Origin of the sequence: Alteromonas sp. Cnat2-8, from assembly GCF_022348355.1 — a bacterium.
In the GTDB taxonomy this organism is placed as follows: Bacteria; Pseudomonadota; Gammaproteobacteria; order Enterobacterales; family Alteromonadaceae; genus Alteromonas; species Alteromonas macleodii.
In genome coordinates, this window is sequence record NZ_JAKREX010000008.1 from 62,174 (window position 1) to 76,333 (window position 14,160).

Annotated in this window: 12 protein-coding genes; 11 read left to right on the top strand and 1 reads right to left on the bottom strand. The window is 45.6% G+C overall.

Translation table 11 applies throughout. The annotated features are described in order from the left end of the window. Positions 1-55: 55 nt before the first annotated feature. The gene (gene ppc / locus MHN00_RS19340; RefSeq protein ID WP_039216389.1) at positions 56-2,677 is read right to left on the bottom strand and encodes a phosphoenolpyruvate carboxylase; all 2,622 of its coding nucleotides are present in this window, start codon (positions 2,675-2,677) and stop codon (positions 56-58) included. Between the two features lie 233 nt (positions 2,678-2,910). Between ppc and MHN00_RS19345 the strand changes: the two genes are divergently transcribed. The 11 genes from MHN00_RS19345 to dinB all read left to right on the top strand — a co-directional run bounded on the left by MHN00_RS19345 (position 2,911) and on the right by dinB (position 14,083). Next, complete coding sequence (locus MHN00_RS19345) at positions 2,911-3,531, top strand: FKBP-type peptidyl-prolyl cis-trans isomerase (RefSeq protein WP_014950800.1); 621 nt, start codon at positions 2,911-2,913, stop codon at positions 3,529-3,531. A 299-nt stretch (positions 3,532-3,830) separates the two neighbouring features. Next, complete coding sequence (gene fabV / locus MHN00_RS19350; RefSeq protein ID WP_014950799.1) at positions 3,831-5,009, top strand: enoyl-ACP reductase FabV; 1,179 nt, start codon at positions 3,831-3,833, stop codon at positions 5,007-5,009. 512 nt (positions 5,010-5,521) lie between these two features. Further along, positions 5,522-6,862 carry a Na(+)-translocating NADH-quinone reductase subunit A gene (locus tag MHN00_RS19355; RefSeq protein WP_239240204.1) on the top strand — a complete coding sequence of 447 codons (1,341 nt, stop codon included), beginning with the start codon at positions 5,522-5,524 and terminating at the stop codon, positions 6,860-6,862. A gap of 3 nt (positions 6,863-6,865) precedes the next feature. Next, positions 6,866-8,068, top strand: coding sequence for an NADH:ubiquinone reductase (Na(+)-transporting) subunit B (locus MHN00_RS19360; protein WP_239302102.1), 1,203 nt, complete (start codon positions 6,866-6,868; stop codon positions 8,066-8,068). Continuing rightward, the gene (locus MHN00_RS19365) at positions 8,058-8,822 is read left to right on the top strand and encodes a Na(+)-translocating NADH-quinone reductase subunit C (RefSeq protein WP_014950796.1); all 765 of its coding nucleotides are present in this window, start codon (positions 8,058-8,060) and stop codon (positions 8,820-8,822) included. Before MHN00_RS19360 ends, MHN00_RS19365 begins: the two co-directional genes overlap by 11 nt. 10 nt (positions 8,823-8,832) lie before the next feature. Continuing rightward, positions 8,833-9,465 carry an NADH:ubiquinone reductase (Na(+)-transporting) subunit D gene (locus tag MHN00_RS19370; RefSeq protein ID WP_014950795.1) on the top strand — a complete coding sequence of 211 codons (633 nt, stop codon included), beginning with the start codon at positions 8,833-8,835 and terminating at the stop codon, positions 9,463-9,465. 3 nt (positions 9,466-9,468) lie between these two features. After that, positions 9,469-10,077, top strand: a complete 609-nt coding sequence (nqrE, locus tag MHN00_RS19375; RefSeq protein ID WP_014950794.1) for an NADH:ubiquinone reductase (Na(+)-transporting) subunit E — start codon at positions 9,469-9,471, stop codon at positions 10,075-10,077. Between the two features lie 20 nt (positions 10,078-10,097). After that, positions 10,098-11,330 (top strand): NADH:ubiquinone reductase (Na(+)-transporting) subunit F, encoded by a 1,233-nt coding sequence (nqrF, locus tag MHN00_RS19380; RefSeq protein WP_014950793.1) that lies wholly within the window; start codon positions 10,098-10,100, stop codon positions 11,328-11,330. A gap of 137 nt (positions 11,331-11,467) precedes the next feature. Then, positions 11,468-12,493 (top strand): FAD:protein FMN transferase, encoded by a 1,026-nt coding sequence (locus MHN00_RS19385; RefSeq protein ID WP_014950792.1) that lies wholly within the window; start codon positions 11,468-11,470, stop codon positions 12,491-12,493. Between the two features lie 9 nt (positions 12,494-12,502). After that, the gene (gene nqrM, locus MHN00_RS19390) at positions 12,503-12,736 is read left to right on the top strand and encodes a (Na+)-NQR maturation NqrM (protein ID WP_014950791.1); all 234 of its coding nucleotides are present in this window, start codon (positions 12,503-12,505) and stop codon (positions 12,734-12,736) included. 273 nt (positions 12,737-13,009) lie between these two features. Beyond that, positions 13,010-14,083, top strand: a complete 1,074-nt coding sequence (gene dinB, locus MHN00_RS19395) for a DNA polymerase IV (RefSeq protein WP_014950790.1) — start codon at positions 13,010-13,012, stop codon at positions 14,081-14,083. Positions 14,084-14,160 lie beyond the last annotated feature (77 nt).

Sequence of the window (14,160 nt, forward strand, 5' to 3'; positions counted from 1 at the left end):
AAAAGCCCGCAACGAAATACGAAGCGGGCCTCTTTAATTTAAAGGGTTAGCGTACTTAACCTGTGTTACGCATACCAATGGCAATACCAGCAATAGTTACCATCATGGCGCGTTCTAGGCTGGTGTTCTGTGCATCGTCACCGGCTTTACGGATACGATCTAGAAGCTCAATTTGCAGGTAATGAAGTGGCTGAAGGTATCCTGCACGGATCTCCATCGACTCTTTACCCTGCGGGTCGTTCTTCATAATGTCGTCATCGCCTGTGATAGCCAAGAGTGACGAGATGCTTTCTTTAAGCTCGCTACGTAATGCTTCACCAAAGTGTTTAAGCTCTTTTGGTACCAAGCGCTCGTCATAAGCTTCGCTAATACGTGGGTCAGCTTTATGGAACACCATGTCTAGCATAGAAAGACGTGAACGGTAGAATGGCCATTCGCTGAACATCTCGTTAACGACTTTCTCATTCTCAGGGGTCTTCACGCTATCAATAGCACGCATAACGCCTAGCCAGCTTGGCAGTACCAAACGGGTTTGTGCCCAAGCAAATATCCATGGAATCGCACGTAGGCTCTCAATACCGCCTTGAGGCTTACGCTTCGCAGGTCGGCTACCTAGTGGGAGTTTGCCTAACTCTTGCTCTGGCGTTGCAACACGGAAGTAAGGTACGAACTCTTTATCGTGACGCACGGTTGCACGGTAGTTATCGCGACCTTGGGCTGCCATTGCAGTTATAAGCTCTCGCCACTCTTCTTTTGGTGCCGGAGGCGGGAATAACATGGCTTCAATTATAGCGCTAGCGTAAATACCCAAGCTGCGTTTAGCCAGCTTAGGCATACCGAATTTATAGCGAATAGTTTCGCCTTGTTCTGTTACGCGGAAACCGCCTTCTAGTGAGCCAGGAGGTTGTGAGTAAATAGCCGCGTGTGCTGGCAATCCACCGCGGCCAATTGTACCGCCACGTCCGTGGAATAGGGTCAGGCTTACGTCAAACTCATCAGCAATGGCAACCAATGCTTCTTGCGACTGATACTGTGCCCAGCCAGCAGCCAATGCACCAGCGTCTTTCGCTGAATCAGAGTAACCGATCATAACGAATTGACGGCCTTTAACGTAACCGCGATACCAGTCGATAGACAGAAGTTTGCGCATTACGTCAGGTGAGTTGTTCAAATCGTCTAGCGTTTCGAACAATGGTGCCACTGGCATAGGCCAATCTACACCACTTTCTTGAAGTAGAAGCTGTACGGCCATGACATCTGACGGCTCACTGGCCATAGAGATGATATAAATACCAAAGCCGTGCTTGCTGTGCTTCGCAATTACCTTACAGGTATCAAGCACTTCTTTCACGTCGTCAGACGCGTCCCATTGCGCAGGGAAAAGCGGGCGTTTTGAGCCAAGCTCGCGTAATAAGAAAGCTTGCTTGTCGGCTTCGCTCCACTGAGCATAATCACCAAGACCAAGATAGCGAGTGAGTTCGCTAAAGACGTCTGCGTGACGCTCAGAGTCCTGACGTACATCAAGGCGCAGAAGGTGAATACCGAATACTCGAGCACGGCGAATAGTGTCTAGTAACAGTCCGTTTGCCACGACCTGCATACCGCAGTCTAACAATGACTGGTAGCAAAGCATTAACGGCTCGATTAGCTCATCGTCGCTTTCTATCCAGTTTGAAGTATCTGGGTTCTTACCTGCTAAGTAGTCGCTAATGCCATCGCGGGTTGCGATGAACTTGTCAACGAGTGGACGAAGAAGGGCGCGGTATGGCTCGTTGGCGTCGCCGACTTTTTCGCGTAACGCGTCGTTGCAGTCGTACATTGAAAGCTCAACTTGTAAGCGATCAAGATCAATAGCGAAAAGTTTGGCTGCACGCTTTCTGGCAAGTAAGAGTACTTGCTCAGTCACTTTTGACGTTACAAATGGGTTACCGTCTCTGTCGCCGCCCATCCAAGAACTAAATTGAACAGGAGAAGCATCTAGCGGCAGTGAAACCTCATAATCTTCATTTAAACGGCCGTCAAGCTCGCGCATGAAATCAGGTACCGCTTCCCACAATGAGTTTTCAATAACCGAGAAGCCCCAGCGCGCCTCATCAACAGGTGTAGGGCGTACAGAACGAATTTCTTCAGTGTGCCAAGCCTGTGCAATAAGGTCGGCAATGCGGGTTTCAATTTTTTTACGCTCAACGTCATTAAGCGATTCTTGGTGAATGGCCTGAAGGCAGTTCGCCAATTCTTTATGTTTGTGGATAAGTGTACGGCGCGTAACTTCAGTAGGATGCGCGGTCAGTACAAGATCGATGTTTAGCTTAGCAACCGCATCTTGAACTTTCTCTGCGGTTAACTCAGCTTTATCTAGGTGTTTGAACAGTGCATCTATCGATGCATCAACATTCATTGCTGCGTTGTATTCTTGCTCGGCAATATTACCTAAGTTCAAGAATTGTGCGAAGGCACGGCCAACAGTAAGCAAATCGCTGTCAGACATTGTTTTGAAAGTTTCTTTCAGTTCTTCGCTACAAGTAGCGTCTCCCTGATAAGAAGCTCGGCCGCCTTTTCGAATCTTTTCAATACGGTCTAGCCACTCCTGACCTAATTGATTTTTGATTGTTTCACCAAGGGTTTTACCAAGGTATCGAACGGTATCTTTCAGTTCAGCATCGTAGTGTGTTTGCATGCTTTCCTCCTAAATATATGGGCCTAACCATACTGTGTCCTTTGCGACTTGTCTAACCACTTTCGGTTATAATTTACAACATTTTGATACTTTTGCACCCTAGTTAACATTGCTCAAAGCAAGATATTTTGTGGTGTGATACACTCTTGCACCGGAAAATGCAGAAACATTCTCGCGTTATGCGGTTTGTTTGAAATTTGTACTGCATTTGTAATTTAATTTCAGGAGTTCTTGTGACTGATACATTCAATACAGTAGAAACCCAAGCAAGTTACGGCATTGGTTTTCAAATGGGTCAACAATTACAATCAAATCCGTTTGACGGACTAGCGATTGACGCTGTTGTAGCTGGCCTAAAAGACGCCTTCGCAGGTCAAGCGCCTCAGGTTGATAACGACACACTACGTGATGCGTTCGGCGAAATTCACAAGCGTATGCAAGCGGCTAAAGAAGAAGCTAGCAAAGCGGTTATTGAAGAAGGCACAAAGTACCTTGAAGAAAATGCGAAGCGTGACGAAGTAACCGTTACTGAATCTGGTCTTCAGTATGAAGTTATTGCTGAAGGTGACGGTGAAACACCAGTTGCGGCTAGCACTGTACGTGTTCACTACCACGGTACACTTATCAACGGTACCACTTTTGACAGCTCTTACGAGCGCGGCCAGCCAGCTGAATTCCCAGTAGGCGGCGTTATTAAAGGTTGGACTGAAGCACTTCAACTTATGAAAGTAGGTGCTAAGTACCGTTTATACGTGCCACATGATCTTGCTTACGGTGAGCAAGGTGCGGGTGCAGCTATTGCACCATACAGCACGCTTATCTTTGACGTAGAGCTTCTAGACGTTCTAGGTTAATGTGTTGTTCACAGGTGTGCAGTTCTGTACACCTGTGTTCCATCTTTTCTTATTCATAGTTCATAACGTTTTAAAAACTAGCTCGCACTTCGTTAAATTTAGCGATATGGCCTAATGTTTCTTTTTCCTATCTCTTTTCTTCTCTGTCTTTTCTCGTAAATACAAAGCAAACCTAAATTTGGCACGTTGTTTCATTGGTGTCGCCTTGCGTTTGCGATATGCTAGGTTTCATCTGCTCCGAGTTGTTATCAGTGGCTTCGGCATTACAATAGCCCCACGCTCAAATAAGGAAAATTATTATGGTTATCAAGCCTAAAGTGAGAGGCTTCATTTGTACAAACGCGCACCCTGTTGGCTGTGCAACGGCGGTTGACGAACAAATTGCTTATGTAGAAGCAAAAGGCGACTTAGGCGAAGGCCCTAAAAATGTATTGGTTATTGGTAGCTCTACGGGATACGGCCTAGCATCACGCATTACTTCTGCGTTCGGCTATGGCGCTAAAACGCTGGGTGTGTGTTTTGAAAAAGCACCAACGGAACGTAAAACGGGTACTGCCGGTTGGTACAACACCGCTGCATTCCACGAAAAAGCCAAAGCAAAAGGCTTGTATGCAGAAACTATTAATGGCGATGCGTTTTCCGATGAAATCAAAAATGAAACCATCGAAAAAATCAAAGCTGAAATGGGCAAGGTTGATTTGGTCATTTATAGCCTTGCATCCCCGCGTAGAACCGACCCAGAAACAGGCGTAACGTATAAATCTACGCTTAAGCCTGTAGGGCAGGCGTACACTACGAAAACCTACGATACTGATAAAGACAAAGTGCATGAAGTATCGCTAGAGCCAGCCAACGACGAAGAAATCCTTAACACCATCAAAGTGATGGGCGGTGAAGATTGGGAACGTTGGATGGACTTTTTACGTGAAGCCGATGTGCTTGCTGAAGGCTGTAAAACCACCGCATATACCTATATCGGTAAAGAACTAACATGGCCTATTTATGGTCAAGCGACGATTGGTAAAGCGAAAGAAGACCTAGATCGCGCTGCCGCAGCCATTATTGGTAAAAACAGTGATTTGCTTGTGCAAGCCAATGTGAGCTCGTTGAAAGCACTAGTAACGCAGGCAAGCTCAGCCATTCCTGTAATGCCTCTGTATATTTCACTTATTTACAAAGTGATGAAAGAGGAAGGCACCCACGAAGGGTGTATTGAGCAGATTCATGGCTTGTTCACACAGTGCCTGTTCGGCAATACACCAACGTTAGATGAAGCAAATCGCTATCGCATGGATGGCAAAGAAACTAACGATGCTACTCAAGCGAAAATTAAGGCGCTATGGGATCAAGTGACACAAGAGAACTTTCATGACTTAAGTGACTACAAAGGTTACAACCATGAGTTCTTAAAACTGTTCGGTTTTGATATTTCAAGTGTTGATTACGACAGTGAAGTTGACCCAATGGTTAATTGGTAAAACCTAAACTTACCATTAATTAACCTAATGCTTATATGCGCAAAAGCCGTCTGATTTGACGGCTTTTTTGTACCTGATTACAAGTTGATACGGCGTATGGATTCGCAAAATGTAAATGAATAAGACCAAAGGTTTACATTAAATTGTAGAAAAATTTGCCTTTATCTTGAAATAGCGTGGCACAAACGTATGGGTTAATGCTAAAATCCCGAAATTAAGTAGGGGTCTTTTCTGCCTCTACCAAAACAGCAGTAGCGATTGCAGCTACACAACAACAATAATAAGTGTAAATTTCTGCTGGTGGTCTATAAAGAAAGGGCGAATTAAGCGTCCGCAAAAGGAATTATGCGTTACGGCTTCATAACAGGCTGACCGTAGCAATTGCAGCAAGTTCCATCAATCAACAACGAAAAGGTGTTCTACACCTGTTAATAGTGCGCTTTTGCATGCTGACAGGCAGGTTTTCTGCGGTCATGCAAAAGGGTATTTCTATTAGAGTAGTGCGATTACATATGATAAAAATCAAGAAAGGTCTCGACCTCCCAATTGAGGGAGCGCCAAAGCAGGAGATTGCTGATGCATCTGCTGCAACGCGCGTTGCCATTCTGGGAGAAGAATATGTGGGTATGCGCCCTACCATGCACGTCCAAGTTGGCGATGTAGTGAAGAAAGGTCAGGTGCTTTTTGAAGACAAAAAGAACCCTGGCGTTAAATTCACTGCCCCAGCAGCGGGTGAAGTGGTAGAGGTTAACCGTGGTGCAAAACGTGTTCTTCAGTCTGTAGTTATCAAAGTGAACGGCAGCGATGCTGTAACTTTTGATAAAATTGCAGCTGACCAGATCGCGAGCGCTTCACGCGAGCAGCTTCAGTCAATCCTTGTAGAGTCAGGCATGTGGACAGCGTTCCGTACACGTCCATTTAGCAAATCTCCTAAGCTAGACTCTGTTCCAAGTTCAATTTTCGTTACAGCAATGGATACCAATCCACTAGCAGCAGATCCTGCAGTGATTATTGCTGAGCGCCAAGACGATTTCGTAAATGGTCTTAAAGCATTAACGCAATTGAGCGGTGGCAAGACTTACGTTTGTAAAGCGGCAGGTGCATCTGTTGCTACTGGCGATGCGGCAGTTGATGTTGAAGAATTTGGCGGTCCTCACCCTGCGGGCCTACCGGGTACTCACATCCACTTCCTTGATTCTGCTGGCATGAACAAAACGGTTTGGCACATCAACTACCAAGACGTTATGGCAATTGGTGCATTGCTGACCTCTGGCGAGCTAGATAACCGTCGTGTTATTTCACTTGCAGGTCCTGCGGCAACTAACCCACGCCTAGTGCGCACCGTAATGGGCGCAGACTTGACCGAGCTTACTGCTAGCGAGCAAGTAGACGGTGAAGTACGTGTTATCTCTGGTTCTGTACTTAGCGGTACGACAGCGATGGGCGTTCACGGCTTCCTTGGTCGTTTCCACACCCAAGTTTCACTACTAAAAGAAGGTCGCGAGAAGAAATTGTTCGGTTGGATCCTACCTGGTTCAAACCAACACTCAGTGACTCGTGCTTACTTAGGTCACCTAAGTGGCAGCAAGAAATTTGATATGACAACAACTACCAATGGTTCTGAACGTTCTATGGTTCCAATTGGTAATTACGAACGCGTTATGCCCCTAGATATCATTCCTACGCTTCTGCTTAGGGACCTGATTTCTGGTGATACTGACGGTGCTCAGACGTTGGGTTGCTTAGAGTTGGACGAAGAAGATTTGGCATTGTGTACTTATGTATGCCCTGGCAAATATAACTACGCTCCTATCTTACGCGACTGTTTGACCACGATAGAGAAAGAGGGTTAAGTCATGGGTTTAAAAGCGTATTTAGAAAAGATCGAACCAAACTTCGAACCAGGTGGTAAGCATGAAAAGTGGTATGCGCTTTACGAAGCTGCGGCGACCATTTTCTACACCCCAGGTAAAGTAAATAAAGCTAACACGCACGTGCGTGACAGCATTGACCTTAAGCGCATCATGATCATGGTATGGATGGCAACATTCCCAGCTATGTTCTTTGGTATGTATAACATTGGTTTCCAAGCGCAAGAAGCAATTGCTGCTGGCGCAGGAACACTACCTGATACGTGGCAAGCAGGCCTATTCGCTGCCCTTGGCGGTGACTTGGCAAATGCGGGCACACTAGGTCTATTCTTCTATGGCGCATGTTTCTGGTTGCCAATCTACGCGGTAACGTTCGCGGTAGGTGGTTTCTGGGAAGTATTGTTCGCGTCTGTGCGCAAGCACGAAGTTAACGAAGGTTTCTTCGTTACATCGGTACTGTTCGCACTAACACTTCCAGCTACTATTCCTCTATGGCAAGTTGCACTAGGTATTACCTTCGGTGTTGTAATTGCTAAAGAAGTATTCGGTGGTACAGGTCGTAACTTCCTTAACCCAGCATTATCTGGTCGTGCATTCCTTTACTTTGCGTATCCTGCACAAATTTCAGGTGACCAAGTATGGGTAGCGGCAGATGGCTATTCTGGTGCAACGTCTCTAAGCCAAGCGGCTTCTGGCAACCTTGATTACGCGAACATGGATCAGTGGATGAACAGCTTCATCGGTACTATCTCAGGTTCAGCGGGTGAGGTGTCTACCCTTGCTATTATTCTTGGTGGCTTGTTCATCATGTACATGCGTATAGCAAGCTGGCGTATTGTTGCTGGTGTGGCAATTGGTGTGGCGTTCTTCGCATCGCTACTTAACCTAATTGGCAGCGACACGAACCCTATGTTTGCAATGCCTGCTCATTGGCACTTTGTTGTTGGTGGTCTTGCTTTTGGTATGTTCTTTATGGCGACAGACCCAGTATCTGCGTCGTTCACAAACCAAGGTAAGTGGGCTTACGGTATCTTCATTGGCTTTATGACGGTACTAATCCGCGTCCTTAACCCAGCCTTCCCTGAAGGTGTAATGCTAGCAATTCTATTTGCTAACTTGTGGGCGCCACTGTTCGACTATTTCGTCGCACAAAGCAATATCAAGCGGAGGGTAGCACGTGTCGGCTAAGAAAGAATCTTTAGGCAAAACGGTAGGTATTGTTGTTGCCGTATGTTTAGTTTGTTCAATTGTTGTGTCTGGCGCGGCTGTTGGCCTTCGCTCTCTACAACAAACAAACGCAGCTCTAGATAAAAAGAGCAACATTCTTAATGCTGCAGGCCTTTATGAAATGGGCATGAGCAATAGCGCAATTGAAAGCACGTACAGCGAGCGAGTAGAACAGCGTTTTGTTAATCTTGACGAAGGTACTTTCGTAGAAGCGCCTAAGCCAGATTACGATATGTATAAAGCAGCCAAAGAAACTGAGTACAGCACAAAGGTAACTAACAGCAATGTTGGTTTCCAACGTCGCCCTAACGTGGCAAGTGTTTACTTAGTTCGCGACGACGCAGGTGATGTATCTCGTATCATCCTTCCTGTTCACGGCAGCGGCCTTTGGGATCTTATGTACGGTTTCTTAGCGGTAGACGCAGACGGCCAAACGGTTCGCGAGCTTATTTACTATCAGCAAAAAGAAACGCCAGGACTAGGTGGTGAAGTGCAAAACCCTGCTTGGCAGGACAAATGGGACGGCAAAGAGCTTTACGAGAATGGCGAAGTTGCTATTCGCGTAGTGAAAAATGCTAACCCTAGCAATCCTCACACTATCGATGCGCTTTCAGGTGCAACCCTAACCAGCAACGGTGTTGAAAACACTATTCGTTACTGGGTAGGCGAGCAAGGCTTCGGCCAGTTCCTGAAGAACCAAGCATGGCGTTCATAAGGGAAGTCTCATGGCAGATACTAAAGAAATGAAAAAGGCCCTCTTTGGGCCAATCCTGGACAACAACCCGATCGCCCTACAGGTATTGGGTATCTGTTCAGCACTGGCAATTACCACTAAGCTGGAAACAGCATTGGTAATGTCGCTTGCGCTTACAAGCGTTGTAGCGTTCTCAAACTTGTTTATTTCACTAATTCGTAACCAGATCCCATCTAGCGTTCGAATTATTATCCAGATGACTATCATTGCGTCGTTGGTAATCGTTGTTGACCAAATTCTGAAAGCGTATTCGTATGAAATATCGAAGCAGCTGTCGGTATTCGTTGGTCTGATTATTACTAACTGTATCGTAATGGGTCGTGCTGAAGCTTACGCCATGAAGAGCCCACCTCTGATGAGCTTCCTTGATGGTATTGGTAACGGCTTGGGTTACTCTTTCATTCTAATTGTTATTGGTACAATTAAAGAGCTATTTGGTTTCGGTACTATTTTAGGTTTCGAAATCCTTCCACTGGTTCAAAACGGTGGCTGGTATCAGGGTAACGGTTTGTTAATCCTACCATTCAGCTCATTCTTCTTAATCGGCGGTATGATTTGGTTTATCCGTACTATCCGTCCAGAGCAAGTAGAGCCTAAGGAGTAAGTCATGGAACATTATTTGTCGTTATTTGTTCGCTCAATTTTCGTTGAGAACATGGCGTTATCACTTTTCTTAGGTATGTGTACATTCCTAGCGGTATCTAAGAAAGTTAAAACTGCTATGGGTCTTGGTGTTGCAGTTATCGTGGTACTAGGTATCTCTGTACCCGTTAACCAAGTTATTTATGTAAACATTCTTGCTCCAGGCGCACTAGCATGGGCAGGTTTCCCAGAAGCTGACCTAAGCTTCCTTAACTTCCTAACGTTTATCGGTGTTATCGCGGCGTTGGTACAGATTCTAGAGATGAGCTTAGACAAGTTCTTCCCTGCGCTTTACAACGCACTAGGTATCTTCCTTCCGCTAATTACCGTTAACTGTGCAATCTTCGGTGGTGTGGCGTTTGCGGTACAGCGTGAATACAACTTCACTGAAAGCATCGTTTACGGCGTTGGTAGTGGTATGGGCTGGGCACTAGCAATTGTATTGCTAGCGGCAGTACGTGAAAAGCTGAAGTATGCTGATATGCCTGATGGTGTTCGTGGTCTTGGTTCTGTATTCATGATCGCTGGCCTAATGGCACTTGGCTTCCAGTCATTCACTGGTATTCAGCTGTAATAGAGCTCGGGAGCATATAAATGAATAACGTAGAAATATTTCTTGGCGTCGGCATGTTTATTGCCATCGTATTGGCGCTAGTATTTATCATTATGTTTGCCAAGTCTAAATTGGTACCAAGTGGTGATGTAACGATCACTATCAATGGTGACCCAGACAAGGCAATCAAAACTGCACCGGGTGGCAAACTTCTTGGTGCACTAGCTGACGCAGGTTACTTCGTATCGTCTGCGTGTGGTGGCGGTGGCTCATGTGGCCAGTGTCGTGTAGATGTACACTCAGGTGGTGGTGAAATCCTTCCAACTGAACTAGACCACATCACTAAAGGTGAAGCGCGCGAAGGCTGCCGTCTTTCATGTCAGGTTGCTATCAAGCAGGACATGGAAATTGAGCTGGAAGAGTCGGTATTTGGTGTTAAGAAGTGGGATTGTGAAGTTATCTCTAACGATAACAAAGCAACCTTTATCAAAGAACTTAAGCTTAAAATTCCAAACGGTGAAAGTGTACCTTTCCGTGCAGGTGGTTATATTCAGATTGAAGCGCCAGCGCACCACGTTAAGTACAAAGAGTTCGATATTCCTGAAGAATACCGCGGTGACTGGGAGCGTTTTGGCTTCTTCGACATCGAGTCTAAAGTAGACGAAGAGACTATTCGTGCTTACTCAATGGCGAACTACCCAGAAGAAGAAGGCATTATTATGTTGAACGTGCGTATCGCTACGCCGCCACCTAATAACTTAAGCCTACCTGCGGGTAAAATGTCATCGTACATTTGGAGCCTGAAAGAAGGTGACAAAGCGACTATCTCTGGTCCATTCGGTGAATTCTTCGCGAAAGAAACTGAAAACGAAATGGTATTCGTAGGTGGTGGTGCAGGTATGGCCCCAATGCGTTCTCACATCTTCGATCAGCTTCGTCGCCTTAAGTCTAAGCGTAAGATGAGCTTCTGGTACGGTGCACGTTCACTTCGTGAAATGTTCTATACAGAAGACTTCGACGAGCTAGCAGCAGAAAACGATAACTTTGAGTGGCATGTAGCACTTTCTGATCCTCAGCCAGAGGACAACTGGGAAGGTTACACTGGGTTTATCCACCAAGTACTTCTTGAGAACTACTTGAAAGATCACCCTGCACCAGAAGACTGTGAGTTCTACATGTGTGGACCACCTATGATGAACGCGGCCGTAATCAACATGCTTAAAGATTTAGGTGTCGAGGACGAAAACATCATGCTAGATGACTTCGGTGGCTAGGCGTTTAATTTAAGAGCTACTCGCTTAAAAGTTATTAAGCATATTAAAAGGGGCGTAAGCCCCTTTTTCGTTGAAGCAAAACGCAGAATGCACATAATAGCGATTGAATAATGTGCATATTAGCTAAGGACAACATCGTGATTCGATTTGCTATTCGAATTTTCCTCGCCTTTGTTGCGGTAGGTATTCTACTTCTCGCAAGCTGTAGCGACGAAAAAACGCCTGTAGTACACCTGCAAGGGCAGACAATGGGCACAACCTACAACGTTAAGTACCTTGTAGCGGAGACACCGGTAGAAGGCTTACAAGCTGAAATAGATGCCCGTCTTGTTGAAGTTAACAAGATGATGTCTACTTACGACCCAACGTCAGAACTATCAAGGTTCAATCAATACCGCTACACCGACAATTTCGCCGTATCGCCAGATACGCTAACCGTGGTTAACGAGGCACTACGCTTGGCTAACCTTAGTGGCGGAGTACTTGATGTTACCGTTGGTCCATTGGTTAATTTATGGGGGTTTGGCCCAACTAAGCGCCCTGAAAAAGTACCAAGCCAGACAGACATCGACGATATTCGCGAATATGTGGGTTATAAGAAGCTGTCAACCACGCCTACAGGCTTGAAGAAAAGTCACCCAATGCTTTATGTCGACCTGTCGACTATTGCAAAAGGCTTTGGCGTTGATGAAGTGGCGGAGATCCTTGAAAACCACAACATTGAAAACTACCTTGTAGAAATAGGTGGTGAAATGCGTGTGAAAGGTGAACGAGGCGACGGCAGTGAGTGGCTGATTGCCATTGAAAAGCCAGTTACCACTGAACGTGCTGTTCAAAAAGTTGTCTCAATAGGAGAAAACGCGGTTGCTACATCAGGTGACTATCGCAACTATTACGAAGAAGACGGCGTTCGTTATTCGCATCTAATCGACCCCACAACGGGCAAACCTATCTCACATAACCTGGTTTCGGTTACGGTAATTCATCCTTCTTCAATGACGTCTGATGGTTTGGCTACGGCGTTTAATGTAATGGGATGGGAACAAGCGATAGCGGTTGCTGAGCAAGAACAACTCGCTGTATTCCTCATTCGTCGCACAGAAGACGGATTTGAAGAGTATGCATCGCCAGAATTTGATAAACTGGTCACAGTTCATAATTAGGGGGTAGCAATGTCTACATTCATTCTTGCTTTTGGTTTCTTTCTAACAATGGTACTGGCTATGGCCGTAGGTTACCTTTTTCAGAAAAAATCAATCTCTGGAAGCTGTGGTGGCTTAGGTGCACTAGGTATTGAAAAAGCCTGTGACTGTCCAGAACCGTGTGACCGTAAAAAGTCGCGCATGGAAAAAGAAGAAGCCCGCCAGAAAAAACTAAACGAGTGGAAGCAGAACCAAATTTTGTAATGCTTAACCCATCGTTGGTTTAAGGTTTAAAAGCGCTGTTTGATACTAATCGACAGCGCTTTTTTTGTGGGTATATCTGTTACGTTCTTTAATATTGAGCTCTATTGAAGTTGTTTCGATGAATTCGCTCACACTGTGACTTGGCTGAAATGTAGCTAGCCGAGCCATCAATTTTTTGGGAGATCACAACGAAATAGTGTAATTCAGCACTAATAATAATATACTGTATTTTTGTACAGTTTTGTGTTTATAGCTATAGAACAAAGGCAGGTAATGCGAAAAATTATCCACGTCGACATGGATTGTTTTTACGCCGCAGTTGAAATGCGCGACAACCCAGCCTTGCGCGATATTCCCATTGCGATAGGCGGCAGTGCCGACCGTCGAGGGGTTATTTCTACCTGTAACTATCCCGCCCGAAAATTTGGTGTGCGCTCAGCTATGGCTACAGCGTATGCTTTAAAGCTATGCCCAAACTTGACCCTCGTAAAAGGGCGCATGGATGTGTACGCTGCCGAGTCGCAAAAAATACGTAAGATATTTGCTGATTATACCGACCTCATTGAGCCTTTATCATTAGATGAAGCCTACCTAGACGTGACTAACAGTGAATTTTGCGGTGGCAGCGCCACGTTAATTGCTGAAGAAATACGTGAACGCATTAAAAATGAACTTGGGCTTACAGCTTCAGCAGGTGTTGCGCCTTGTAAGTTTGTGGCAAAAGTGGCGAGCGATGAAAATAAGCCCGATGGAATTTGTGTTATTACTCCTGATAAGCTCGATGAGTTTGTACGCGAAATGCCACTAAAGAAAATACCGGGCGTAGGCAAAGTCACCATGCAAAAGCTTCAGCGTATGGGGCTTAATACCTGCGACGATGTTCGCCAATACCCTTTTGAGCGCATTCAAAAAGAGCTGGGTAAATTTGGCAGTGTACTGTGGGAGCGAGCTCACGGTATTGATGAACGTGAACTATCGGTATCTCGTGAGCGAAAGTCTATCGGCGTAGAGCGCACGCTAAGCGAAGACATTCATACCTTCGAGCAATGCATAGATTTTTTGCCGCATTTATTTGAAAAGCTTCAAGAGCGAATGGAAAATCACAAGAAGCGTACTGGTAAGCCGGTACGTATTCGCACGCAGGGCGTTAAGCTTAAGTTTAACGACTTCCAACTAACTACGGTAGAGCACCGCTGTGCCACGCTTGATGAAGCGTATTTTCGCACGTTAATGCAGGAAGCCTTCGAACGAGCAACAGGGCGGGGGATTCGTCTTGTTGGCGTTCACATAGGCCTTGCTGCCGACCAATCAACACAGCAATTGGTGTTGCCTTTTGAACCGATTTAGCCAATAAGCTCAGTACTTTTTAAGTACTAACATGCAGTAGCCTCAATCTAACCACTTGTTATACTTAACGCACTGAT

Coding starts and splice junctions, on each gene's coding strand:
- ppc (WP_039216389.1), bottom strand. CDS start 2,677: ATGCAAACACACTACGATGCTGAACTGAAAGATACCGTTCGATACCTT.
- fabV (WP_014950799.1), top strand. CDS start 3,831: ATGGTTATCAAGCCTAAAGTGAGAGGCTTCATTTGTACAAACGCGCAC.
- MHN00_RS19355 (WP_239240204.1), top strand. CDS start 5,522: ATGATAAAAATCAAGAAAGGTCTCGACCTCCCAATTGAGGGAGCGCCA.
- MHN00_RS19360 (WP_239302102.1), top strand. CDS start 6,866: ATGGGTTTAAAAGCGTATTTAGAAAAGATCGAACCAAACTTCGAACCA.
- MHN00_RS19370 (WP_014950795.1), top strand. CDS start 8,833: ATGGCAGATACTAAAGAAATGAAAAAGGCCCTCTTTGGGCCAATCCTG.
- nqrE (WP_014950794.1), top strand. CDS start 9,469: ATGGAACATTATTTGTCGTTATTTGTTCGCTCAATTTTCGTTGAGAAC.
- nqrF (WP_014950793.1), top strand. CDS start 10,098: ATGAATAACGTAGAAATATTTCTTGGCGTCGGCATGTTTATTGCCATC.
- nqrM (WP_014950791.1), top strand. CDS start 12,503: ATGTCTACATTCATTCTTGCTTTTGGTTTCTTTCTAACAATGGTACTG.
- dinB (WP_014950790.1), top strand. CDS start 13,010: ATGCGAAAAATTATCCACGTCGACATGGATTGTTTTTACGCCGCAGTT.